Source organism: Prosthecobacter sp. GW821-HT29F12, assembly GCF_058803405.1.
The window spans coordinates 262852-288614 of the sequence record NZ_CM179517.1 but is presented as its reverse complement, the minus strand read 5'-3'; the positions used below and the strand labels follow the sequence as shown (position 1 = coordinate 288614).

At 60.5% G+C, this 25763-nt stretch carries 16 protein-coding genes; 10 read left to right on the top strand and 6 right to left on the bottom strand.

Annotated features, from left to right (window positions below; translation table 11 throughout):
• Positions 1-114 precede the first annotated feature (114 nt).
• Entirely contained in the window at positions 115-1911 is a 1797-nt protein-coding gene (gene lepA / locus AC3RLQ_RS01095) for a translation elongation factor 4 (protein ID WP_493033523.1), read from the bottom strand.
• A 99-nt stretch (positions 1912-2010) separates the two neighbouring features.
• Here lepA and AC3RLQ_RS01090 point away from each other — a divergent pair, with 99 nt between their 5' ends.
• Complete coding sequence (locus AC3RLQ_RS01090; RefSeq protein WP_493033522.1) at positions 2011-2316, top strand: 4a-hydroxytetrahydrobiopterin dehydratase; 306 nt, start codon at positions 2011-2013, stop codon at positions 2314-2316.
• 7 nt (positions 2317-2323) lie between these two features.
• On the opposite strand, the gene AC3RLQ_RS01085 is transcribed toward AC3RLQ_RS01090, so the two are convergent.
• Complete coding sequence (locus AC3RLQ_RS01085; protein WP_493033521.1) at positions 2324-4870, bottom strand: Amuc_1098 family type IV pilus outer membrane protein; 2547 nt, start codon at positions 4868-4870, stop codon at positions 2324-2326.
• A gap of 166 nt (positions 4871-5036) precedes the next feature.
• Here AC3RLQ_RS01085 and AC3RLQ_RS01080 point away from each other — a divergent pair, with 166 nt between their 5' ends.
• The 4 genes from AC3RLQ_RS01080 to AC3RLQ_RS01065 all read left to right on the top strand — a co-directional run bounded on the left by AC3RLQ_RS01080 (position 5037) and on the right by AC3RLQ_RS01065 (position 12061).
• A complete protein-coding gene (locus tag AC3RLQ_RS01080; protein ID WP_422320731.1) occupies positions 5037-6020 on the top strand; it encodes a malate dehydrogenase in 984 nt (327 codons plus the stop codon).
• A 93-nt stretch (positions 6021-6113) separates the two neighbouring features.
• Positions 6114-7526, top strand: a complete 1413-nt coding sequence (locus AC3RLQ_RS01075; RefSeq protein WP_493033520.1) for a DUF1501 domain-containing protein — start codon at positions 6114-6116, stop codon at positions 7524-7526.
• Between the two features lie 96 nt (positions 7527-7622).
• Positions 7623-10658: a DUF1553 domain-containing protein gene (locus AC3RLQ_RS01070; protein WP_493033519.1), complete on the top strand. Its 3036-nt coding sequence runs from the start codon at positions 7623-7625 to the stop codon at positions 10656-10658.
• A complete protein-coding gene (locus AC3RLQ_RS01065; protein WP_493033518.1) occupies positions 10655-12061 on the top strand; it encodes a DUF1501 domain-containing protein in 1407 nt (468 codons plus the stop codon). The genes AC3RLQ_RS01070 and AC3RLQ_RS01065 overlap by 4 nt, the downstream gene beginning before the upstream one ends.
• Positions 12062-12311: 250 nt before the next feature.
• On the opposite strand, the gene AC3RLQ_RS01060 is transcribed toward AC3RLQ_RS01065, so the two are convergent.
• The 4 genes from AC3RLQ_RS01060 to AC3RLQ_RS01045 form a co-directional block, all read right to left on the bottom strand.
• Positions 12312-14015 (bottom strand): hypothetical protein, encoded by a 1704-nt coding sequence (locus AC3RLQ_RS01060; RefSeq protein ID WP_493033516.1) that lies wholly within the window; start codon positions 14013-14015, stop codon positions 12312-12314.
• Positions 14016-14302: 287 nt separating this feature from the next.
• The gene (locus AC3RLQ_RS01055; protein WP_493033515.1) at positions 14303-18730 is read right to left on the bottom strand and encodes a DUF7133 domain-containing protein; all 4428 of its coding nucleotides are present in this window, start codon (positions 18728-18730) and stop codon (positions 14303-14305) included.
• A gap of 123 nt (positions 18731-18853) precedes the next feature.
• Positions 18854-19702, bottom strand: coding sequence for a phytoene/squalene synthase family protein (locus tag AC3RLQ_RS01050; protein ID WP_493033514.1), 849 nt, complete (start codon positions 19700-19702; stop codon positions 18854-18856).
• Positions 19699-20775, bottom strand: coding sequence for a hypothetical protein (locus tag AC3RLQ_RS01045; RefSeq protein ID WP_493033513.1), 1077 nt, complete (start codon positions 20773-20775; stop codon positions 19699-19701). The genes AC3RLQ_RS01050 and AC3RLQ_RS01045 overlap by 4 nt, the downstream gene beginning before the upstream one ends.
• A gap of 66 nt (positions 20776-20841) precedes the next feature.
• Between AC3RLQ_RS01045 and AC3RLQ_RS01040 the strand changes: the two genes are divergently transcribed.
• The 5 genes from AC3RLQ_RS01040 to AC3RLQ_RS01020 all read left to right on the top strand — a co-directional run bounded on the left by AC3RLQ_RS01040 (position 20842) and on the right by AC3RLQ_RS01020 (position 25594).
• The gene (locus AC3RLQ_RS01040) at positions 20842-22209 is read left to right on the top strand and encodes an outer membrane protein assembly factor BamB family protein (protein ID WP_493033512.1); all 1368 of its coding nucleotides are present in this window, start codon (positions 20842-20844) and stop codon (positions 22207-22209) included.
• A gap of 141 nt (positions 22210-22350) precedes the next feature.
• Positions 22351-22782: a hypothetical protein gene (locus tag AC3RLQ_RS01035; RefSeq protein ID WP_493033511.1), complete on the top strand. Its 432-nt coding sequence runs from the start codon at positions 22351-22353 to the stop codon at positions 22780-22782.
• Between the two features lie 77 nt (positions 22783-22859).
• Positions 22860-23231, top strand: coding sequence for a hypothetical protein (locus AC3RLQ_RS01030; RefSeq protein ID WP_493033510.1), 372 nt, complete (start codon positions 22860-22862; stop codon positions 23229-23231).
• A complete protein-coding gene (locus AC3RLQ_RS01025; RefSeq protein WP_493033509.1) occupies positions 23228-23683 on the top strand; it encodes a hypothetical protein in 456 nt (151 codons plus the stop codon). Before AC3RLQ_RS01030 ends, AC3RLQ_RS01025 begins: the two co-directional genes overlap by 4 nt.
• Before the next feature lie 537 nt (positions 23684-24220).
• Positions 24221-25594 carry an alkaline phosphatase family protein gene (locus AC3RLQ_RS01020; protein WP_493033508.1) on the top strand — a complete coding sequence of 458 codons (1374 nt, stop codon included), beginning with the start codon at positions 24221-24223 and terminating at the stop codon, positions 25592-25594.
• The last annotated feature ends 169 nt before the right edge of the window (positions 25595-25763 follow it).

Genomic DNA, 25763 nt, shown 5'->3' with positions numbered 1-25763 from the left:
TGGATACAGATGTTTAACGATGCGATCGTCTAATCACAAGCAGATACTGCCAACCAAGCATTACACCTATTCAATATCGCAAATATATTTAGTCCCGCATGCTTGGGAACCAAATCAGTTCGTCTTCAAGACTTCAATGAACGCCTCCTGCGGGATGTTCACCCTGCCGATGGCTTTCATCTTCTTCTTACCTTCCTTCTGCTTGTCGAGCAGCTTGCGCTTACGGGAAATGTCACCGCCATAGCACTTGGCGGTCACGTCCTTGCGCATGGCGCTGATGCTCTCACGGGCAATGATCTTGCCACCGATGGCGGCCTGAATGGCGACGACGAAGAGCTGCTGAGGAATGACTTCCTTGAGCTTGGCGCAGAGCTGGCGGCCACGGCTTTCGGCCTTGCTGCGGTGAACGATGCAGGAAAAAGCGTCCACGGGCTCGCTGGCGATGAGAATGTCCATCTTGACGAGTTCTGCCGGCTGGGTGCCCGCGTGTTCATACTCCATGCTGCCGTAACCACGGGTCATGGACTTGAGCTTGTCGTTGAAGTCCACGAGGATTTCGTTCAGTGGCAGCACGGTGTGCAGAAGCACGCGGCGGTCGTCGAGGGTTTCGGTGTTGTTCACCACGCCGCGCTTGTCCATGACGAGCTGCATGATGTCTCCAATGTTCTCGTTCGGGATCATGATGTTCACCTTCACGATAGGCTCACGGATCTCGTCGATCTCCGCCTGCGGCGGCAGGAAGGTGGGATTGTCCACCTTGAGTTCGGTGCCGTCGGTCTTCCTCACATCATAAATGACGGACGGATAGGTGGAGATGACATCCATGTCGAACTCACGGCGCAGACGCTCCTGGACGATCTCCATGTGCAGCAGGCCGAGGAAGCCGCAGCGGAAGCCGAAGCCGAGAGCAGCGGAGCTTTCCGCCATGAAGGTGAAGGCGGCGTCATTGATCTGGAGCTTGCCAACGGCGAGCTTCAACGCCTCGAAGTCGTCGGTGCTGACGGGATAGATGCCGCTGAAGACGAGGGGGTGGATCTCCTTGAAGCCGGGCAAGGGTTCAGGGGCGGGTTTGCGGCTCTCGGTGAGCGTGTCGCCGATCTTCACGTCAGCGGTCGTTTTGACGTTGGCGATGATGTAGCCGACATCGCCAGCCTCCAGCTTTTCACAACTTGTCATTTTGGGCCGGAAGATGCCGAGATCCTTGATTTCGGAGTCGTTGCCTGAGGCCATCAGGCGCACCTTTTGACCACGCGTGATGGTGCCGGACATGACGCGGACATAACTGACAACCCCGCGATAGGGATCGAAGATCGAATCGAACACTGAAGCCCGCAGGTAGCCGTCGCCTGGATCTGTCGGCGGCGGGATAAAGGCGACGATGGCCTCCAAAATGTCCTCAATGCCAATGCCCATCTTCGCACTGGCAGGCACGGCCTCGTCGGAAGAGAGCTGCAGGATGTCCTCAAGCTGGCGCTTCACCTTTTCGACGTCGGCGCTCGGAAGGTCGATTTTATTGATGATGGGGACGACATGCAGGTTCTGCTGCAGGGCCAGGTTCAAATTCGCGACGGTCTGCGCTTCGACGCCCTGCGAAGCATCCACCAGCAGCAATGCGCCTTCACAGGCAGCGAGCGAACGGCTGACCTCGTAGCTGAAATCGACGTGCCCGGGGGTGTCGAGCAGGTTGAGCTTGTACATCTGCCCGTCCTTGGCCTTGTAGTTCATGCACACCGGGTGCGCCTTGATGGTGATGCCGCGTTCGCGCTCCAAGTCCATCGAATCAAGCAACTGATCCTGCTGCTGCCGGACGGTGATGGTTTGCGTGAACTCCAGCAGACGATCAGAGAGCGTGGTCTTCCCATGGTCGATATGGGCGATGATGGAGAAATTGCGGGTGCGGGAGATGGACATTCAGTTGGCTTGGCGGGGGGCGGAGTATCTAATGCAGCGGCGGGAAGAAAGCAATTCCGATGCTTGATGCCATTGACCTGCCGCCGGATACTGGCGCCCATGAAACCGGAGCTTTTGAGCGAATCCGCCGTCCAGCAGCAGTTGACCTCCCACCCCGGCTGGCAGGTGGAAGGCGCGGAACTGGTGAAAGAGTTCCGTTTCAAAAGCTACCTGACCGGCATCGAATTTGTCCGGCGAGTCGCGATGTTGGCCGAGGAGATGAATCACCATCCAGACCTGCTGGTCGGCTGGCGCAAAGTCACCGTGCGACTGAGCACCCACAGCGCAGGGGGATTGACCGCGCTGGATTTCGCACTGGCCGGTCAGATCTCAGCAGTCGAAACCGCCGCCTCAAACCTCACCTGAGGCAGGTTCACTGCGCCACGGCAGCAGTGTCGCGATTGACCCTGCGACCGGAAGGGTCCACCACCTCCACGGTGACGAAGATGATGACGTTCTTGGTGTCCGTCTGCTTGGTGGTGCTCTTGAAGAGCCTTCCCACAAAAGGAAGATCCCCCAAAATGGGAACCTTGTCTTCCACCAGGGTGCGGTTATCAATCTTGACTCCACCCAGCACCACCGTTGCGCCATCGTACACCTTCACAGCCGTGGTCACTTTCTGCACTTTGAAGACCGGCTGCAGGATTTTGTTGGGAGTGATCAATTCATCAGGCGCGCTGAGAGGAACGTAGCCGGTGCTGCCATTTGTCAGTGTGAAGGGGAGGACGCTGAGACTTGCAGGCACATAAATCGGCGAGCCGTAATTCACAAAGCCTTCGAAAACGGTCATTTGTGGCGCGATCGTGAGCTCCACAGTACGACCATCTTCTGAAATCACGGGTTCGACCTCCACCAACACGCCCGTTTTTCTCATTTCAAAGGCGGTGGGTGTTGTCGGCGTGGCGATCATCTGCTGCTGAGCAGCTCCGACTCGAATACGCCCACCACCCTGCGGCAGTCTGGGCGGATCAAACTCCGTCGGGTAAATGAACTCCTGCGTCACCTCCGCGATCGCTTTGAGACCACTCTTAGTTGTCACGCTGGGGGAGGCATTGACATCAATTCCCTTTTTCTGTGAAAGTGCGCGCAGCACTGATTGAAACTGAGGATTGGTAAACACTCCAGCAACTGACAGGACACCAGGTGCCACGTTCTTTGTCCCCGTGGTAGAACCCGTCTGAAGCAGGTTATCAAGGGAATTAGCAGTCGCCGCAAAGTCACCCGATCGGAGACCCGAGGTGAGGGGCCCGCCACCGTAGGGGAAAGGTGCATTGGTGCCAGAAGGCACCGGGCCGGCAAAAGCTCCAGAAACTGGAATCGCAGGAAACACCTGCTGAGGCCCCACAGTAAGAGGAGGGACGACGTAGGGAGTATTGAATGGGTAGTTGCCTGCAGTGGTGGGTGTTCCATTTCCTGAACTGCCACCGCCAACGAAAACATTATTATTGAGTCCGGCACCGCCCATGAGCCAGTCAAAACCCAGCTCTTCCAGGTTCTTCTGGTTCACTTCCAGCATTCGCACATGAATCACGGCCATCTTCGGCGTGGCCTTCGTTGATTGCTCGACGATCATTTCAACCGTCTCCATGTTGCCGATCGTGTTACGAACGGTCAGCGTGTTGTTCGCTGCGCTGTAGTTGGCGCTCGTTCCGTCCGGGAAAGTCACGCCGCGTGCTTCGAGAAACTCCTTGGCCCCCAGGCGGCGGATGGTCAGCCCCCCGCCAGCCGGAGCCTGCTTGGCAAATGGATCCGTCGGCGGAGCGGCAGCAGCGTCACCCCCGGGAGAGTTCTGAATAAAATCAGGCGGCACCCGGAAGGAGCGCGTGACGATCGCATTGTTGCGCTCGCTGATGGATACAAAGGTCACCGCATGCTCATCCACTTTGTAAGCAACTCCGCACATCTCGCTCACATAGCGCAGCAGCTCCTCCATGGGCACATTGAGAAGATTCAGGCTGACCTGCTTGTCGCGGGCCTCAGGCGGCACACTGAGAACAAAACTGATCCCCCTGCCCTCGGGATCCAGGTCGCGACTGCGAACTCGCAGCAGCTCCACCACCTCAGCCAGCGTGGCCCCGTCAAACTCCACCTTGGGAAAGGTGATGGTGCGCAGCTTTTGTGTGATTTTGTCACTCCCGCTCAGTTGGTTGACGAGGGACGCTGCACCGGCCCCAAACAGTGAGCTGCGATCCACGTCGGTCAGCGGCACCGGGTCTTCCCATGACCGGGTGACCTCCCCCAGCATTTTGGCACGATGCTGATCATAAGCGCTCTTATAATACTTCTGCTTTTGCCGCTCCACGCTTTCCATGCCACGGCGTGCGGCACTGTTGGTGGGATCAATCCTCAACACGTCCTGAAAAGTCGAGATGGCCTTGTCCAGATCACCGATCTGAAGGAACGAATTGGCCTTGATCAGCAGCGTCTGCACCGCCCCCACGTTGTCCACGTGCTTGGCGGTCAGCGAGGGAGGAAAGCGGTCTGGATCTGCGAGGCGTTTCTTGAGCGACAGCACCCGCTCGTCTTTCGGCGCCACATCGGGCGCGAGGAGCCGGTCCAGCACTTTGCCCGCAGCGGCAAGATCACCTTTGGCCGCGTATTCCTGGGCCATCAGGCAGCCTGCCACCACGTAGCCGTTGCGTGCGGCCTGTCGTGACTCCTGGGCGAGGGGGACATTGGGCAGTGCCTTGTAGGTTTCCTCAAACAAGGTCAGCGCTTCAGCCGCCTTTTGCTGATCGATCAACTGGTACCCACGCTCGATTTCAGAATTCAGCGTGTTGATTTGAGTGGCTCGGCGACGGGTTTCGGCCTGGGCCATGGCCGAAACTGACTGCGCACTGGCTGTCATGACCGCATTTCCACCCAGAATGAGCATCAGGCACGCAGCAGCGCCGCGAGCGATCAGGCGGCTTGGCAACACGGATTCAGGATGTTTCGGGAAAGGCTGCAGGAGCATCAAAGTTGGGGAAAATCGAATTTATAACAGGACTCCGTCTTTCGCCCAAGCATTTTCTGCCATGAATCTCAGCCCGCAGTTGCCCTCACGCCGCATCTTGCTCTGATGACTCCCCCATCCCCAATCATCCATGGCCAAAGCACCTATCAAAGTCGCAGTCACCGGCGCCGCCGGTCAAATCGGTTACGCCCTCCTTTTCCGCATCGCCTCCGGTGCCATGTTTGGCCCGGATCAGCCGGTGATCCTCCAGCTCATCGAAGCCCCCTTTGAAAAGCCTCTGGCCGCCCTCGCTGGCGTCGCCATGGAGCTTGATGACTGCGCCTTCCCGCTGCTGAAAGGCATCGTGCAGACCTCCGACCCCGCCGTGGGCTTCAAAGACGCCAACTGGATCTTGCTCGTGGGTGCCAAGCCCCGTGGCCCAGGCATGGAGCGCGCCGATCTGCTCAAGGACAACGGCAAAATCTTCATCGAGCAGGGCAAAATCATCGACGCGGTGGCCGCTGATGACGCCCGCGTGGCCGTCGTTGGCAATCCGGCCAACACGAACTGCATGATCGCCGCCTCCCAGGCCAAGCGCCTCACGCCGGACCGTTTCACCGCCATGGTGCGCCTGGACCAGAACCGCGCCCAGACCCAGCTCGCCCAGAAGGCCGGCGTGGATCTCACCGAAGTGAAGGACATCTTCATCTACGGCAACCACAGCCCCACGATGTTCCCGTCCTTCGCCCACGCCACCATCGGTGGCAAAGCCGCCGCCGACGTCATCAATGACAAGGCCTGGCTCGAAGGTCCCTTCCTGGAAACCGTGGGCAAGCGTGGTGCTGCCATCATCGCCGCCCGTGGCGCCTCCTCCGCTGCCTCCGCCGCGAACGCCCTTGTCGATCACGTCCGCTCCCTCGTCACCCCCGGTGCGATCCATTCCATCGCGGTGAAGAGCAACGGCCTCTACGGCTTCGATCCAGAAGTCTGGGCCGGCATGCCCGTGCGCACCACCACCCCGGGTGCCTACGAGGTCATCACCAGCTACGAAATGGACGACTTCGCCAAAGCCAAGATCGCCGCCACCAACAAGGAACTCGTCGATGAGCGCTCCTTTGTGGCAGAGATGCTGTAATTGAGATTCCTCAAGCTTGAAGCGGCACCTTCGCGGGTGCCGCTTTTTTGTGCCTGCGTGAAGAATCCCCCTCCCTGCCGACGTTAAGGCAGCATGTTTACTTCCCGCCGCGACTTCCTCCAGACCACAGGCTGTGGCTTCGGCTACCTCGCGTGGCAGGCCATGGCGCAGAGTCAGGCGGCACTGGCCAATCCGCTTGCTCTCAAAAAGCCGCACCATCAGCCGAAGGCCAAGCGCGTCATTTTCCTCTTCATGCAGGGCGGCGTGAGCCACGTGGACTCGTACGACTACAAGCCCCGTCTCTTTAAAGACGACGGCAAGATCATCGACGTGGCGGACTCCCGCGCCATCGCCAAGACGGGCAAAGGTGCGCTCCAGCGGGTAATGAAACCGCTGTGGGACTTCAAGCAGCACGGCGAAACCGGCCGCTGGGCCTCCAATCTTTTCCCGAACATCAACCAGCATGTGGATGACCTGTGCTTCCTGCATGGGATGCACACGGAGGGCGTCGCGCACGGCCCGGCCACGCTCTTCATGCACACCGGCACCACCAGCAACATCCGCCCGAGCATGGGCTCCTGGGTGATGTACGGTCTCGGCGCGGAAAACGAAAACCTGCCCGGCTTCATGACCATCAGCCCGAGCCTTGGCAACGGTGGCCCGCGCAATTACGGCAATGCCTTCCTGCCCGCTGTTTTCCAAGGCACGCCCGTCGGCCGCTCCGGCCAGCCCGCGAAGGAATCCAGCATCAAAAACATCACCAACGCCATCTGGACGCCCGAACAGCAGCGCAAGCAATTCGGACTGCTCAGTGCGCTGAATGCCGAGCAAGCGGCCCACGCCATGCCCGGAGACACGGACATCGATGCGGTCATCCGCAGCTACGAGCTCGCCTGGCGCATGCAGAACAATGCCCCTGGCGCCATGGACATCAGCGGTGAATCGGAAGCCACGCTCAAGCTTTACGGCATCAACGAGAAGCCCACGGACAACTACGGCCGCCAGTGCCTCATGGCCCGCCGCATGGCCGAGCAGGGCGTGCGCTACATTCAGGTCAATTACGGCGACAACTCGAACAATCCCGCCTGGGATCAGCACTCCAACCTGCCCAAGCACGGCGACCACGCCGCCGCCGTGGACAAACCCATCGCCGGACTGCTCTACGATCTCAAACAGCGCGGCCTGCTCGAAGACACCATCGTCTGGTGGGGCGGTGAATTTGGCCGCACCCCCTACGCCGAGAAAAACGGAACCGGGCGCGACCACAACCCGCTCGGTTTCACCGTCTGGGTCGCCGGCGGCGGTTTCAAATCCGGCTTCGCCCACGGTGTCACGGATGACATCGGACACATGGCCGTGGAGGACAAAGTCCACATGCACGACTTGCATGCCACCATCCTCCACCAGCTGGGCCTTGATCACGAAAAACTCACCTTCCGACACGCCGGCCGCGACTTCCGCCTCACGGATGTGCACGGGCATGTGGTGAAGGAAGTGATCGCGTAAGCGACTGGCTCTGATAAAACGGCGGCCGAGGCCCGTGTATCTTGCATGGGCATTCGCCACATGTTTTCTGCCTGCCTGCTCATGCTCCTATGCAGCATGAGTGCCACCAGTGCGGAAGACACCCGGCTTCGCTTCAACCGGGACATCCGCCCGATCCTTTCCAACAAGTGCTTCCGCTGCCACGGCTTTGATGAAAAGGGCCGCAAGGGCGATCTGCGCCTGGATAGGCGCGAAGATGCTGTTGCTTCCCGTGATGGAAAATCGGCCATCGTACCCGGCAAACCGCAGGAGAGCGCACTGCTGCAGCGCATCACCACTTCTGACAGCGACGATGTCATGCCGCCGCCGGATTCGAAACTCTCGCTCAGCGATGAGGAGAAGAACGCGCTTCGACGCTGGATTGCGGAAGGAGCCGAATACGAGGCGCACTGGTCTTTGATCCCACCCGCAAGCGCAGCGTTGCCGGAGGTTAAACAAGCGAACTGGCCGCGCAATGAAATCGACCGCTTCATTCTCGAGCGCCTTGAGAAGGAAGGCATGAGGCCAAGCCCGGAGGCCTCCCACGAAACTCTGCTGCGACGGGTCAGTTTTGATCTCACCGGACTGCCGCCCACGCTGCAGGAGATGGATGCAGCTCCAAGTGCGGAAGCCTATGAGCGCGCCGTAGATCGCCTGCTTGCCTCCAAACACTTCGGTGAGCGCATGGCGGTGGAGTGGCTGGATGCGGCGCGCTATGCGGACACGAACGGCTACTTTGGCGACAAGACGCGCAGCCTGTGGCCGTGGCGAGACTGGGTGATCGACGCCTACAATCGCAACCTGCCGTTTGATCAATTCACCATTGAGCAGCTAGCGGGAGATTTGATTCCCCATGCCACCACTGCTCAGCGCATCGCCACCGGCTTTAATCGCAACCACATGGCCAACAATGAGAGCGGCATCATTGATGAGGAATACCGGGTGGAATACGTGGCGGATCGTCTGGAAACCACGGGCACCACCTGGCTGGGGCTCACGATCGGCTGCGCCCGCTGCCACGATCACAAGTACGACCCCATCACGCAGCGTGAGTTTTACCAGCTCTTTGCCTTCTTCAACAACGTGCCCGAGTCCGGGCTGATCAAAGCTGACAACCCACCACCTGTGCTCAGCGTGCCCTCAGCACAGCAAGAGCAGGAACTCAAACGCCTCACTGCAGCCACCCTGCAGGCGGAGCGAGAGTTTCAGCCCTTCACTGCGGCTTTGCGGCAGCAGATCACCGACTGGGAAAAAACAGCGGCGACTTCCCTGCCCTCATCTCCCACCACGCGCCTCGCTGCGCACTTCTCTTTCGATGGCCAGATCAATGCCAGGCACTTCGGCACCAGCGATGTGTTTCAAGACGGCATCCTTGGGCAATCGGCCAAGTATGATGCGACGCAGCATGCGGAGTGGACGGGAGCTTTCGACACTGACGCCGCATGGACGGTCGGCCTCTGGCTCATGGCAGACACATCGCTGAGCGGTGTCTTTTCCAAGATCGAACCCGAAGGCAGACGACGGGGCTTTGAGGTGATCTGGCAGAAGGGGCGCTTTCAGATCAATCTGGTCAGCAAGTGGGGAACGGATGCCATCGAGCTCGTCACGCAGGAACCCGCCTCTTCCAAAAAATGGCATCATCTGGTAGTCAGCTATGACGGCACCCGCCGCGCTGAGGGCGTGCGCGTCGTCATCGACGGCCTGCCTGCGACGACGAAAACCATGAATGACACGCTGCAAGGCTCCACCGCCACCAGCGAGCCCCTGCGGATAGGCAGGCGAGATGCGAACCTCGGATTCTATGGCCAGCTCGATGAACTGCGCCTGCTGCAACGCCCCGTGACTGCGCAAGAGGCGGAGTCATGGTTTTGGAGCGAGCGCCTGCGCGGGATCGCCGCGACACCAGCGGCGAAGCGGAGCACCGCAGACACGACGCTGCTGCAGGACTGGTTTGTGGAGCATCATGCGAATCCGCAAACGCTCGCTGCACACAAGCGAGTGCGCGAAGCCAAAGCCGCTGAAGCCCGCCTGCGCGAAAGCATCCCCACCACGCTGGTGATGCAGGAGATGCCCAGCCCGCGCAAAACGCATCTGCTCACACGCGGGCAGTATGATCATGCTGCTGAAGAGGTGCGGCCCGGGATTCCTGCGTCGTTGTCCACGTGGCCGGCAGACGCGCCGTCCAATCGCCTGGGTTTTGCCAAGTGGCTTGTCTCGAAGGAGAATCCGCTGACGGCGCGTGTCGCGGTCAATCGCCTCTGGATGCAATGCTTTGGTGAAGGGCTCGTGCGCACCGTGAACGATTTCGGCTCTCAAGGCGAAGCGCCCAGCCATCCGGAGCTGCTCGACTGGCTGGCGGTGCGCTTTATGCAGAGCGGCTGGGATGTGAAGGCGATGCTCAAGCTGATGGTGATGAGCGCGACGTATCGGCAAAGCTCGCAGTATTCCGCACGTGATCCCTCCAATCGTTTGCTGGCACGCGGCCCGTCTTTTCGACTGAGCGCCGAGATGGTGCGGGATCAGGCGCTGGCGGTGTCCGGCTTGCTGGTGCCGAAGATCGGCGGCCCCAGCGTGAAGCCTTACCAGCCACCCGGATTGTGGGAAGCTGTCTCCTACAATGGCGAAGAAACCTATGTGAACGACACGGACGCGGGACTGTGGCGACGCAGTCTCTACACGTTTTGGAAACGCCAGTCGCCGCCCCCTGCCCTGCTCACCTTTGACAGTCCCACGCGAGAAAAATGCGCGGTGCGCCGTGCGCGCACCAACACGCCGCTGCAGTCGCTCGTGCTGCTCAATGACGAGACTTACATCGAGGCGGCACGCGTCCTCGCTGCGTGGGTGCTGGCACAAGAAGGCTCTGAATCTGAAAAGCTCGCGCTCGCATTCCGACGCGTGACATCCCGTGCAGCAGATCCTGCAGAACTCCAGCACCTGACCGGCTTGCTGGGCAGGCAGCGCGCACGATTTACTGCCGACCGCGAAGCAGCAGTGAAGCTCATCGCCGCTGGCGCATCCGCCCATGGCAAAGATCTCAATCCCGTCGAACTGGCCGCGTGGACGCTCACGCTGCACGCGTTGTTCAACCTCGACGAAACCATCACCCGCCGATGAATCCCGCTTTGACCCGCCGACAGCTTTTTGGTCGAGCCTCCGCAGGCATCGGCACCGCAGCGCTGGCATCGCTGCTGGGCGAGGGTCAGGGCTTCGCCGCGCCGCACTTTGCACCGAAGGCCAAGCGTGTGATCTACCTCTTCATGCACGGCGGGCCTTCACAGCTCGATCTGTTTGATCACAAGCCTGGCTTGAAAAAAATACACGGCCAGGAGTTCCCTGCTTCCGTGCTGGGAGATCAGCGCCTCACCGGCATGACCAGCGGGCAGAAGAGCAAGCCGATCACTGCTTCGCTCTTCAACTTTCAGCAGCACGGCCAGTCCGGCGCGTGGATGAGCGAGCTGCTGCCCAATCTCGGCCGCGTGGCGGATGAGATATGCATCATCCGCTCCATGAACACGGAGGCGATCAATCATGATCCCGGCGTGACGCTGCTGCAGACGGGGCATCAGCAGCCGGGACGCCCCAGCTTTGGTGCCTGGGCCAGCTATGGGCTCGGCAGTGAGAATGCGAGCCTGCCTGCCTTCGTGGTGCTCATTTCACGCGGCAGTGCGGCACGTCCGGCGGACCCGTTGTATGCGCGGCTGTGGGGCTCCGGCTTCCTGCCTTCAAATCATCAAGGCGTAAGCTTCCGCAGCAGCGGCGATCCCGTTTTGTATCTCTCCAATCCACCAGGCATCAGCGCGGCCTCGCGGCGCGATGAGCTCGATGTCATCCAGGCGCTGAACCGCAGGCAGTTCACGCAGCAGCTCGATCCCGAGATCGAGACGCGCATCACGCAGTATGAAATGGCCTACCGCATGCAGACCAGCGTGCCGGATTTGATCAGCCTGAAGGACGAAAGCGCGGCCACGTTTGAATCTTATGGTCCGCAGTCACGCGTGCCGGGCAGCTTTGCCGCGAACTGCCTCCTCGCGCGCCGCATGGCGGAGAGCGGCGTGCGCTTCATCCAGCTCTACCATCGCGGCTGGGACCAGCACTACAATCTGCCCAGCGATCTGCGCCTCCAATGCGGCGACATCGACCAGCCTTGCGCCGCGCTGATCAGCGATCTGAAACAGCGCGGCCTGCTCGATGACACGCTCATCGTCTGGGGCGGTGAGTTTGGCCGCACCACCTACTCACAGGGAAAACTGGAACCCACCAACCATGGGCGCGATCATCATGGCCGCTGCTTCACCATGTGGTTGGCAGGCGGAGGCGTGAAGCCCGGCCTGCAGTTCGGCGAGACGGATGACTTTTGCTTCAACGTGGCCCGCGATCCCATGCATGTGCACGACCTCAATGCGACGCTGCTGCACCTGCTGGGTATTGATCACGAGCGGCTCACCTACCGCGCTGAAGGCCGCGACTTCCGCCTCACCGACGTGCATGGGCACGTGGTGAAGCAGATGATCGCATAGAGCATTTGAAATAATTATAGGCTCTTAACCTTGCGCGGAAAGGAAGCGGATCCCCTCTCCCCATCGATGACACAGCAATGCCCAAAATGTCCAAAATGTCCTGTGGGGAGAGGTTAGGGTGAGGGGGCACCCCATGCTGGAGATGGCGGGCCGTCGCCCCCTCACCCCGGCCCTCTCCCCGAAGAGAAATATGCTTTGCCTTCGTGTGTCAGGGGCGGGGAGAGGGAGAGCTGCTCCCTCCCTATGGAGATCAGCGCAGGTAGTAGTCTTTGACGCGCTGAAAATCTTCTTCAGGCAGTGCCTCCGCGCGGCCATCATTGCGAATGACCACGCGTGTCTGCTTGCCGCCGGAGCCTTTGGTCACCTCAGGGGCGGCCAGCACGATGGTGATCCCCGGAGACTGGGGCGTCAAAGTGCTGTCATAGAGCCAGGGCTTGGGTTCAGCCCCCGGCCCGGAGGCCACGGTCAGCAGTTCTGGTTTGGTGAGTGCGCCCGAGTCGATCAACTCCTGCAGCTTCTCCGGGTATTTGCCGCCGTTGCCTGCGGCATGTGTTTTCAGGGCGATGAGCACCTGGCGGCCATTGCTGAGCGTTTTCACCTGGGCGCCGCGCTGCTGCATGGTGGTAAACACCGGAACGGCCAGGGACGAGAGCACCGCCAGGGTGGTGATGCTGGAAAATGACCCGGGGTTCATCGTGGGGATGCTGCTGTTGCTAACGCTCAAGATGCCATCCGGCTGATTGGCGAAGAAAAATGCCTGCGGATAGCGGGCATGGCTTGAGATCATGTTGATGAGAGACATCGCCATTTCGCTGCCGGCCTTGTCCTTGCCAGTGGCTTTTGCAACGGAGGCTGCGCCCTCGGCCTTGATGCCATCGAACACGGCCGTCATCAGACGCTTGGAGAGAAACAGGCAGCCGTTGCCTTCCGCAGGCATGCCCTTCCACACACGGGCAAAATCTGGCTGGCTGCTGAGCTTTCCATCCGTCTCCATCAAGGCGTCATAGTAGCCCGGACGTGTCGCGATGATCAGGCGGTCGCCAGCCGCATCCAGTTGAAAGGCCGGCTGAAAATCCATCGGCGGCGGCCCCATCGGCCCGCGAAAACGGCCCACCAGGACACCATGGATTTCCTGCACTTCCACGGGCGAGCCCGGCGACTGCAGCATGGGCAGCACCTGCGCTTTCAGCACGTCTTTGATCCAGCCGAGCTTGTCGATCACGATGGCGGCGTTCACCCCCGGCAGGCTCACGCGGGCTCCCGGCGCGGACAGGCTCTGCTCCGGCATCATCGTGGCAAAGAGAGCCACACGCACGGAGAGCTTTTCCGCCATCTCGCGGTAGGACATGCCCAGCGCCGGCTGTGGTGCGCTGGCCATCGCCTCCAGCATGGCCCGCTGCTCCTTCGGGGCGGATTCCAGAATCACCGGCCAGGCCTCCGCCACGAGATCCTTCAAATGCAGCGGAAACTCCAGCGCGAGATCCGTGTCCTGCGGGGCGAGGGCGGGCGTCAGCAAAGGCTCCGCCGGTCCTCCGGTCAAGGTGAGGAAACCTTTCCGCCCTTCGGGAGTGTAGGCAAAGCTGCGGTGGTGGTTCATGCCCTCGGTCACCTTGCGCGAGCTCGTCCCGCCGGCCTTGATCGAGTCCAGCCCGGTCATGTTCATCATCTTCTTGAAAGAGAAGTTCGGCGGCAGCTTGGCCTTTTCCCCTTCGGGCATGTTCTTGAAGATCTCCTCAAAAAAGGCCCCCAGAAGCCCCATCACATTTTCCTCCTCGGCATACGTGAAGGAAGCGCCACCCACATCCAGCTTGGAAGCGACGGCTTGGAAATGCGGCGAGCTCCCTTCCGTGACAAGAGTCACGCCCGGGCTTGTCGCCACAGCCACAGGAGCAGCGCTTTTGTTACACTGGGCAAGCCCCAGCACGGCAAGAATGGGAAGGATTCGGAGGTGCATGCGGCAGGAGAATGGCAAGTGCATCAGCAGAATCAATTCCATAACTGAGGCAAAAATATACTGATCCCAAACCATCAAAGCACTGATGATGGAAACTCATCGCTCATACAGGCAGCGCGGCGTTCAGGCGTAGGTTGGGTGTGTTTGGCGTCGATGGTGTTTCATGCGCCATCACCTCCTTCGCCAAACCGCCCGACTGCGAGGACTCTCCTACGCCATGGTGTTTTCAGCACGCTCACAGACGGGCGGGCTTTCGCCACAACCGTCCTACAGCACCATGTGTCGCACTACTTCTTGGCCAGCGACTCCAGGTAATCGAGCAGGCAGGCGAATTCATGGACGGTGAAGTTCGTCATCAACCCGGGCGGCATGATGGAAATGGGCAGCTTCTGGCGGCTCTTGATGTTCTTCACGGCAAAGGTGAATTCCTGCGAGGCGACGTTGCGGAGCTTCACGTTATCAGCGGACTCCAGGGTGATGAAGCCCATCTGCTGCGTGCCGTCGTTCATCGTGATGACTTCGCTGGCAAAACCCTGCGCGATGGTCTTGTTCGGATCGAGGATGTTCTGGGCGAGATCGGGGCGCTTGTAGGTCTGCGCGATGTTTCCAAGATAGGGACCTTTCTGCGCCTCGGATTCCTTCGTCGTGTGGCAGGCGATGCAGGTGGCCTTGGTGAAAATCTGCTCGCCGATGGAGACATCGCCCTTGGCTTTGATCACGGCAGCCAGAGCTTCCTCGGGCTTGAGGGTGCCGACCTTGGGCGTCTTGTCCTCGCCCTTGGCCACGAGCTTGAGGCTCTTCACGGCGTTCTGAGCGGCCTTGGAAACGCTCACATCGGAGTCGGTCGTCGCGGCCAGGATTTTTTCGTCCACGCTGTGGCTCTTGGTCTTCACCGCAGCATTGATGATCTGCAGGCGGCGCTTGGCATCCGCCCATCCAGCATCCAGGGCCTTCTGCGACATCTCACGTGCTTCAGGGCTGCCGGTCTTGCGTGCGGCGAGGCTGAGCAGCGCGGCTTCCGCCCAGGCGGCGGTTGGCGTGCCGATCTTGGTGGCTTCGGTTTCGAAGGCCTGATGCACGTTCTCCAGCTTGGGCGCACTGAGGAAGGCTGTCCTGCCAGTGTCCTGCTCTTTGCCGGAGCCCTGCTGGGCATCCAGCGTGACGAGCGCATTCAGCGCCGCCGTCCAGGCCTCGGCACTGTCGGTCTTGGCGATGGCTGTCAGCGTGTTCGCCAGAGTCGCCGCCGCGCTCTGTGGATCGAGTTCCTTGCTGTTAGCCGCAGTGATCAGCAGCGGAATGCCATCCGCAGGAATCGTCTCCGCCGTGGCAAGCTGCGCCACCGCATCCGGGATCACCTTCGCATCCTGCTTCGCCAGCACGAGGATGCGCTCAAGGGCATCGCTCGACTGGATGCGGTTGCGGTTCATTTCTTTGACGAGGAAAGCCGCCTCTCCCGGCGAAGCCTTGGCCAGCGCGTCCTTCAAAGCCGCCGCGATCTTCGGAGTCTCGCTCCATGCTTCCGGCTGGTAGTAGGGCCCGCGTGTGTCTGGGCGCGTGCCCCAGGAATCGCCCTTCCATTCGCCTTCATGGAAATGCAGGCGGCAGAGAGCGGCGAGGATGCCACGGCGCAGCGCAGGATCGGTGGCTTTGGCGAGGCGCTCGATGAGGCCGGTGACGACTTCGGGCTGGTGCATCATGGCGAGGGCGTGCAAACATGCGCTCGCCGTCACAACGTCTATTTTGGGGGCGTCGCTTTTGACCTCCAGGTCTAGCACCGCAAAGCAATGCGCAGAGGCTTTGGCTATGCCAAGTGCCCGTATGACGGAATGACGCGCCACCGGATCTATGCTCGTATTCAGATATTGAGCCACGTAAGCCGCTTTTTGGGCAGGCGTTCCAACTTCGTCGTTCAGTTGCTTTAGTATCAAAGCTTCCTGCAGCACCATGCGTGAGTCTGCATAAACGCTGCCTTCCTTGCCGTTGGCAATACTCAACGCTGCCGTGGTCCGGTCATTGGGGCCGAACCTGGGCCAAGCACGATGCGCAGCCAGCACCACTTTCCATTCTTCCGAACTCCGCGGATACTGGAGACTGACGTTGTAGTCCGCCTGCTTCTTCGCACCCAAGGCCAGAGCGTAAATGCCCGACACGCGCGAAACGGCATTTACGTCTTTGTGACGGATTAACTGCGTGAGCGCTACTGCCTCCCTCTGCACTGCCCCGCGTTTCACCAGCTCCCGCTGCGCATCCATGCGCCTGCGATGACTCCCAGACTCCAGCGCCTTCACCAGCTCCGCATCACTCGCCTTCGCGAAATCCGGCAGCGGCTCGGGCTTGAATCCCTTCGGGCGCACCTGCACGATGTAGCCCACATCGGGCCCTTCCCAGTTAAACGTTGCGCCTTTCCAACTGGCGCAATAGACGCGGCTGTTGCCATCGACGTCGGCGTCGGTGGGGCGGGTCATTTGGATGAAGGGCTGGGGCTTTTCGGTTTCCTCAAAGGTCGCGCCTTTGGGTTTCACCTGGTGGTGCCACAGAGCACCGGTGCCCCAGTCGCAGGTGAAGGGAGCGTTGTTCCATTTGCCGAAGCCGGGTTCGTCGATGTAAACGGCTCCGCAACCGCTGCCGCCGCCGTAGTCAGCGAGGGGCTGGATGCACTCGTCGTTGAAGTTTTTGTAGAGGCGCGGGTAGCCGTGGTCGTCGAGGCCGGTGAAGTGGTGGAAGCGCACGTTCCAGCCGCCGCCGTCGTTGGTGTTGTCGCGGGCGAAGATGTCCATCAGCGGACTGATCGCGACTTCGAGGATGTTGCGCGTGCCGGTGCTGTAGATTTCCAAACCGGTGCCGTCCGGGCGCACGCGGATGACGCCGCCGCCGCGATGCTGCAGGTGCTTCCCATCCGTGCCTTCGGCGTCCATGAAACCGAAGTCGCCACCGGCGATGTAAAGCCAGCCGTCGATGCCGAGGCTGAGGCCGTTGGTGGTGTGGTCGGCAGGACGGTCCTTGTAACCAAAGGCGATGTTCTTCACGAGCACCTTCTCCTCATCGGCCACGCCGTCGCCGTCTTTGTCGATGTAGGCACTGAGGTGCGGCGGATGCACGAGGTAAAGGCGGTCTTTGTCCCAGACGAGGCCGCGCGGTGCGTCCACGTCTTTGACGAATTCCTTCACTTCATCGGCACGACCATCGCCATCATGATCCTTCAGGCGCAGGATGCGGCCACGGTGCGGATTGCGGCCCAGCGAGCCGTTGCCATCGCTGCTCACATACAGCGTGCCATCGGGCGCGGCGGCGATGAAGACAGGGTAGTTCGCCGACTGCGGCGGCGCGAAGAGCGAGACCTCAAAGCCTTCCTGCACCTTCACATCCTTCAAGATGGCGGCCTCCTGCTCGGGCGTGAGCTTCACGATCTTCGGTGCCACGTTGCCCTGGTCCTTCAGAGGATCGCTGGCTTTGTCGTATTCCTTCTTCTGCGCCTCGCTGAGCTTGGGGGCGACGGCTTTGATGTTGGGGCCCTGGAGCCGCACCTCACGGATGCTCGCCCAGCCGCCGCTCGTTTTGGCCAGCGCGTGGATCTTCACAAAGCGGATGCCTTCCACCTTGGCGAAGTCGTTCGAGTAGGGCGCGTTCTTCGTGTTGGCACTGCCATCGACGAGCGTGGTCCACGCTTTGCCATCGGTGCTGCCTTCGACTTTGAACTGATACACACCACCGTTTTCCCAGGTGGTCTGGATGCCAGTGAGCGTCTGCGGTTTTTCCAGCTCAAGCTGGAGCCACTGCGGGTAGCTGGCGTTGTTGGCGCACCAGCGGGTGTTCTCATCGCCATCCACGGCTTTCCAGGCGTAGTTGCCCTTGCCGGTCTCTTCGCTGCTGGCGCTGGCTTTCACCGGCAGGCCGTCTTTCGGCAGCACAGGCGGCTTCGGTGCCTCGACGGGCTTGGCAGGCACAAAGGTGATCTTGTTCTGTCCCTTGAACGGCGTGAGGTAATCCGGCGTGAGTTTGTCCATGGCCCACAGCAGGCCGCGTGTCACGAGGTCCAGGTAGCGCGCATCCGCCACGGTGTCGTTGTTGTGGCCGATGGTGGTGCTGAAGCTGCGTGCGCCCACTTTCTCGTTCGTCCATGCCACCACGTAATCCACGTCCTTGCCTTTGACGACCTGCTTGCCCATGGCGAGCGGATGGCCGTCGAAGATGTTCACGTTGTTGTAGAGCTCCTCTTTGATGGTGGTCCAGTCCGCGAGGGGCTTGGTGATCGGGTGCTCCTTGTCCACAAACGTGATGGCGATCGGCTCCTGCGGGCCGTGCGAGGCGGACTGGATGCCGAGGTGCTTGAACCACACATCGGTGCCGGTGCGGAAGCTGTGCATGGCGCAGTGCAGATGCACGGCGGGGATGGTCTGGTGCACGTCCAGGATGCGCTTCACCAGCGCCATGTCCTTCACGCCGGCGGCGCATTCGTCATGGATGATGATGTCGTAGCCCTTGGCCCAGTCGGGATTGTCATACAGCGGCAGCGGCGGGGTGACGGACTTGTCATCCGTCCACACCACATCCACCTGCACATTCGCCCGCGCCTGGATGCCCTGGCTCAGAATGAGGTGCTGCTTGGCATAGTCATGGCAGCAACCACCGGCCACGAGGAGGGCTTTGAGCGGCTTGGTTTCGGCATGGCCAAGAATGGCCGTCGAGAGGAGGAGCAGGAGTGCTAAGGGACGCATGGGGGAAGGGAGAAAGCAATAGCCGCACAAAAAGCGGGGTTTCTATCAGAAAAGTATTGGAAGTAAAGTAGTCCAGTTGCGCCGCAACTGGTCTGGGAAAACTCCAGTTGCGGCGCAACTGGGCTACTTCCCAAACCGCGCCTTGATCAAATGGCTGCCGAGGATCCAGACCTTGTGCAGCTTGCTGAGGCGGGCGCGCTTGGAGAAGACCGGATAGCGCTCGCGCTTGAGCTTTTCGAGGATGCGCGAGTAGATCGCAGCCATGATCTCGGAGGCGACCATGTTTTTGCGGTCTTCCGGCGGCAGCGCCTTCTCGGCGGCTTCGTAGTAGCTGCGCGCACGGGCATACTGGAAGTCCATCATCTTGATGAAGCGCTCGCTGGGGCGGGCGTCCAGAATTTCACTTTCCAGCACGCCGAACTTCCGCAGCTCGGCCTGGGGGATGTAGATGCGGCCGGTGTCCCGCGCATCCTGGCCCACGTCACGGATGATGTTCGTGAACTGCAGCGCGTAGCCCAGATTGATGGCGTAATCCTTGGTGGCGGGGTTTTGATGCCCGAAGATTTGGATGCTCACCAGCCCGACCACGCTGGCGACTTTGTAGCAGTAGCCCAGCAGTTCTTCAAAAGTCTCGTAGCGGGTCTTGGTGATGTCGCTGGCCACGCCGTCGATGATCTCGCACAGCCAGGCGCGCGGGAAGCTGTATTTCTCAGGCAGCAGGAGCATCTCATCCAGCACGGGGTGCCCCGGCGGCTGGCCCTGCTCCACGCAGTGCTTCCAGTGGTTGAGCTCCTTTTCCTTGTCCGCTTCGCTGACATTCGGGTCGTCGGCGATGTCATCCACCACACGGCAGAAGGCGTAAAACGCGATCATGTCGCGGCGGCGCTCCTTGGGCAGGCAGGCGAGCGCGAAAGCGAGGTTCGACTTCGCCCGCCGCACGATCTGTTCTGGAGAAAGCGTGCCGCTGGTCATGCGGAAGGGGAACGTGAAAAGCCAAAGCGCAGCATGAGAAGTAGGGCCGTTAGCAATAGCCAGCAATCGAGCATGGCAAGCACCAAAGCACTTAGGGGTTGCTCGATCATGCGCCAAAATGGCGATCCGGCACACCCGGCACGCCCCATTTCCACCGTGTAGAGCACGAGAACGAAGATGAAAAGGGAGGTGATGGCGAGCATGACCAAAGGCACCGCAGCACGCCACAAAATGCGCAGGGCAGCGGCTCCCTGATGCCAAAACGGGCCGGAAACCGCCGCCACAGCGACCGGCAGAGCCGCAAAGAGGAGGAGAAGCTCGATCCACCACCACGCGCCAATGCTCTGCGGCGTGTTCATCTGCCACCAGCGCCAGCTCATCCACAGCAGATTAAATCCCGCGAGAAACGCCACGCCCTGCCAGCGCGCAAAGGCATGCTCCAGCGCAGCGGCGGCATCGCCCCCGGCTTCCGTATTCTGCGGCTTTTCCCAGGCCATGACAAAGCGCACCAGCCACACCTGTACACCGGCAGCAGCCAGGGCGGTAAAAATGTAACGCAGCCCCAGCTTCAGCGTTTCCACGCCCTCAGCCAGCATGTGCCGTACGCTGGATACCTCCAGGCCCAGCCAGGCAAACGCCAGCAGCGTTACAATGAGCAGGCCGAACTTCTGCTCAGGCCCGGGCCTGCGCTCACCGTAGCGGTAGGGCCAGCGCCAGATGCGGATCGTCAGAAACACGAGCACCAGCGGCACCACGCAGGCCAGCGGCCACGGCGGCATGAGCGCATGCGGCAGCACAGCCAAATGTGCCAGCGCATCACGCGCCAGCGGCAGGATGATTTCCCGCCAGTCGGTGAGCTGGGACAAGGAATAGGGCGCATGTGCTGTCTCGCCAAAAACCCCGGCCAGCAGCAGGGCCCCGGCGGTAATGAGAATCAATGCCGGACGCAGCCGCAGGCAGTCCCAGGCATCCGACAAATGCCTGCGCAGCGGATGCCAGCGCAGATGCAGCACCAGCCCGGCGGCAAAGCCGAGGAGAGCGAGCGCTGTCGTTTGCCAGTGGTTCAGATTCAAAGTTAACGATCAATTCGCGAAAACATCTCGACATGCCAGTGCGTATTCGCTTCTCTCCCTTTCGCCATGAAATCACCCGCCGCCCTCCTGCTCGCCTGCCTGTCCTTCTCTTCTGCTGCTCTCGCCGAAAACTGGCCGAGCTGGCGCGGGCCGAATCAGGACGGCTCCTCGGGTGAGACCGGCCTGCCGGCGAAGTTCAGCCCCACCGAAGGCGTGCGCTGGGCTGCCGATGTGCCGGGCCTCTCCGCCTCCGTCCCCGTCATTTGGGGCGACAATATCTTCATCACCGCTCCCATTGATGCGGAGAAAAAGCTCGTGGGTCTCTGCTACGACAAGCAGACCGGCCGCGAAAAATGGCGCACCACCATCAGCGAAGGCTCGGAGATCCAGTGGGATGACAAGAGCAACCTCGCCAGCCCTTCCGCCGTGACGGACGGTGACCGCGTTTACTTCCTCTTCGCCAATGCCATCGCCGCCGCATGCGATTTCGAAGGCAAGATCGTCTGGAAGCGCGACTTCAAGGAAACGCACGGCGCCTTCGCCACGCAGTGGACCTACGGCAGCAGCCCCGCGCTGGACGGCGGCAAGCTCTACATCCAGGTGCTGCAGCGCAACGAGGCCTTCAAGTTTCAGGACAAGTTTGAAAAAGGCACCGCAGGCAAGGACATGCGCAGCTACATCCTCGCCATCGATCCCGCCACCGGGAAGGACATCTGGAAGCACATCCGCCCCAGCCTCGCCAACACGGAATCGCTGGAGGCTTTCAGCAGCCCCATTTTCGCCACGCACAAAGGCAAGCGCCTCATGCTCATCTCCGGTGGTGACACCCTGACCATCCACGACGCCGCCACCGGCAAGGAGCTCTCCCGCCTCGCCACCTGGAACCCGCCGGGCGAAGGCTACAACAAGTTCTTCCGCCTCGTCCCCTCCCCTGTCACTGGCGACGGCATGGCCATCGTCTGTGCTCCCAAGAACTCCCCCATCTTCGCCATGCCGCTGGATTCCAAAGGAGAGACCAAACCCGTGTGGCAGACCGAGCCCAAAGGCGTGACCAGCGACGTGCCCACCCCCGCCTTCTACAAAGGCAAATTCTACGTCCTCGACGGCGGCAAGAAGACCCTGAGCTGCCTGGAGCCCAAGACCGGCAAGGTCGTGTGGACCGGCGAACTCGGTGGCAAGACCAAGTTTGAAAGCAGCCCCACCGTGGTGGATGACAAAGTGTACTGCATCAACTTCTGGGGCGAAGTCTATGTGGCCAAGGCGAACACGGACTCCTTTGAACTTCTCTCCATGAATGAAATGGGCAACGGCACCAAGCCCAACGGCAACGCCGCCAGCGTGCGCGCCAGCGTCGCCGTGAGCGATGGCTGCCTCTTCATCCGCTCGCAGGACAAGCTGTACTGCATCGGCAAGAAGGTGGTCGCAGCGCCTTGAGTACGACAGACATTGCCTCACTGCGTTCGCCCTGCGGGCAGCCTACGGCTGGCTATCTTCGCTGCGCTACGGTTCCTGTCTGTCGGCCAGCGCGCTCGCCAAACCCAATAAAGTCCGCCCAATCAGAGTGTTAATCACGCCATGATCAAACACCTGCTTGCAGTCCTGTTCTGCCTCTCAAGCTCGCTGGCCTTCTCGGCTGATGTGCTTGATCCGATGAAGGCCATCGAACAATTTGGAGCCATCACCATCGGGGATGGCTCCTCATTTTTCAGCTTCGCCAAGGATGGATCATTCAACTCTGGTCCATTAGGCCAAAGCGGGCGTACCATGAAAGGTTACTGGTCCAAGGATGAAGACGGAAGGTTCGTCGTCACCGCAAAGTTCGGATGGATAAACGGGCTCAGTCTTGACGAACAATACCGCCGGATTGTCTTTCGCATCTCGCACGTGTCTAAAAACGCCAAAAAGGGCATAACCTCTCCCTGGACGGCTGAACCTGATTTTGACAGCTACTTTCTGATTGAGGAGATGACCACCATTCCAAAGCCGGAAAAGCCGATCCCAGAGTGAGGCGAGACTCCGGCCTGGCGTGTGTTTCGAAAATCTGTTTTGCACACCCGCTGTTGGCGCTGAGAATTCCAACGAACATGAAAAAGCGTTCAGCGCGGTTCGACGCCATCCTCTCCATCCTGTTACTGCTCGGTCTGGCGGTGCTCTTTTATACCATGCGGTACGGTCCGCTCCCCTTCACCCAACAAATACGAAACCTGAAGGCGGCTGAGCTGCACGTCCCCGCTTTGCAAGCCCGGCTCAATCAGGATGCCCGCTACGCTGGATTGAAAGCGGGGATCTGGCCCGGTGAGGGCGGATGTCTGTCCGTTCATGGGGTCTTGAACTCCGAAGCAGAGCTTCCTGATCTGAAAAAGCTCGTCATGGCGAATAAGCCTCCGGTAGGCGTTATCTATCACCTCGAACTGCCGACCGGAGAACACTTTGGCGGGTGGCAGCCTTTGAAATGAAGACGTTTGTTCGAATCATCATCGCCCTGGCTGCGGTCCTCGTGCTCATATCCGTGACGGCGGGCATCTGCGTGGTGTACTTTATCCAGCCCACGGATCTAAGGTCAGACTGGCAGAAGCCGGCGGAACAGCACATGGCCAGTCACCTGCATGATTTGCAGCGTGATCGTGATGCCCTTTTGTTGAAATACTACATGTCCAAACCCAACACGACGGTCAAGCCTGCATCCCTGCCAGCGTCCCTTCGAGTTCCCGGTCTGATCTATGCGCTGATGCAGCGAGACCACATCACGCTCATCCTGTATCATTCTCCGGACACGGACTCAGGCTTTCGCATCTGGAAATCGGGCATGCCCGCAGATTTTGCCGATCAGGCCACGTCCATTCCCTTCGTCACACGGTTCGCCTACTGTGACGACTATCCCGCCTCCCCCGGCAACAGGCTGGAATGACCTCAGGCGGGAGCCACCCCGCCGTCCGCCGCCTTGGTCCAGGATCAGGATCAAATCGTGATCCTATTGGGATCACGATCCTATCAGGATCACAGGATCAGTACCTATATATAGGTACTGATCCTGTGATCCTGACACCAGAGGGTACACCAATGGGTAAAGAAACAAAACCCCTCCGGGTGTTTTCGACTCCGCTGGAAGCATCATGTAGCATGGAGTGGTATGAGGGCGCAGGTTTCCCCCACGCGTCGCCGGTCTGGTGTCAGGCTCAGCCTGGGATCAAAGCAGGCTCATGAGCCTGTGATCCTGCCGCCAGGATCACGGGCGAAGAAGGTGCCAAATGGTGCCATTGGGCTCTGATCCGGGTTTGGTATCATGGTATCAAACCCTATATATAGGGTTTGATACCATGATACCAAACCACCCCCAGACAGGATCTCCAATGGGTTCAAAAGATCTTTCCAGCCCGCAGCCCCTCGTACTTCCTCTTGGCAGACAGGATTGACGCCCACCGCCCGTAGATAAGGCTTCCTCTTTATGCTTTCCCGCGCCCTCGCCCTTCTCGTCACCGCCGCTTCCTTTGCCCACGCAGCCCCTGCGGAGCACGTCATCCTCATCAGCATTGATGGCTGGGCGCATCAGTACTTTGATGATCCGAAGTGCCACATGCCCGCCGTGAAGGCGCTGGCGGCCAAGGGCGTGCGGGCCAAGCGCATGGAGTGCTCCTTCCCCACCGTGACGTGGACGAACCACACCACGCTGGTCACCGGTGTGCATCCGGGAAAGCATGGCGTGCTGGCCAATGAGTACTTCGACCGTGCCACGCGGAAGAAGGTGCCGCTGATTCCTGACCCTATCTTCAACAAGGACGAGATCGTCAAAACACCCACCATCTACGACGCGGCCAAGGCGGCCGGTTTGACCACCGCCGGGGTGATCTGGCCTGCCTCACGCGGGGCGAAGACGCTGGACTGGACCGTACCGGATGTGTTTGATCAAGCGCTCTTCGAGAAATACGGCACGCCATCCCTGCTGGAGGAAGCGCGGGCCGCCGGCATCCCCATCGAGAAGCAGAACGAGTGGTGCAAGCTGGGCAACCCCGGCAAGGCGCCGCGCGACTACATGTACTCGCAGCTGGCCCAGCACATCATCAAAAAGCACAAGCCGAACTTCCTCGCGCTTCACCTGGTGAGCCTCGATTCCTTTGAGCATGCGCATGGCCGTCAGGTCTCGGAGGCCTACTGGGCGGCGAATGATTCGGACAACCGTGTGGCGGACATCGTGCGTGCCACGGAAGAGGCGGGCATCCGCGACAAGACGGCCTTCGTCATCACCACCGATCACGGCTTCGTCACCTACACCAAATCCATCAATGCCAACGCCGCGCTGCGGAAGGATGGCTTCGTCAAAGCCGTGCTGGGCAAGAGCCTCGCGCCCGATTCCCAAGTCTTCGCCATGGCCGAAGGCGGAGCGTGCTTCGTGTATGTGCTGGATGATGCCAATCGTGAAGGCATTTTGAAACAGATCACGCCAACGCTCGCGAAGCTGGAAGGCGTGGAGGGCGTGGTCGAGGCGAAGGATTTCGATGCCAAGCTGCACCACCTCACCGCCGCCAAAGATGGCCGCGAACCCGACCTCGTGCTGCTGGCCGCTGACGGCTACACCTTCACCGATTCGCTTGCTGACACCAACGTCATCATTCCGAACGATCCGCCGAAAGGCGCCCACGGTCACTTCCAACTCGACCCCAATCTCTACGGCGGCTTTGTCATCAGCGGCGCCGGTGTGAAGCAGGGCGTGGAGCTCGATGAGATGAAGAACATCGATGTGACGCCCACGATGGCCAAGCTCCTCGGCATCCCCTTCCCTGGCGCGGATGGCAAAGTGCTGGAGGAAGCGCTGGCGAAGTAATCGAGTGAGATCATGGACAAGATCCGCGCCTCCGGGCTGTAGGTCGGTCGTGTTTGGCGCGCAAGTCATTCGCAACCACACAAAAGGACCTCCGCCAAACCGCCCGACTGCGAGCGTTCCCACACGCCTTGGGGCTTGCGTTGCGCCATGGCGTCCTACCATGAGCTAA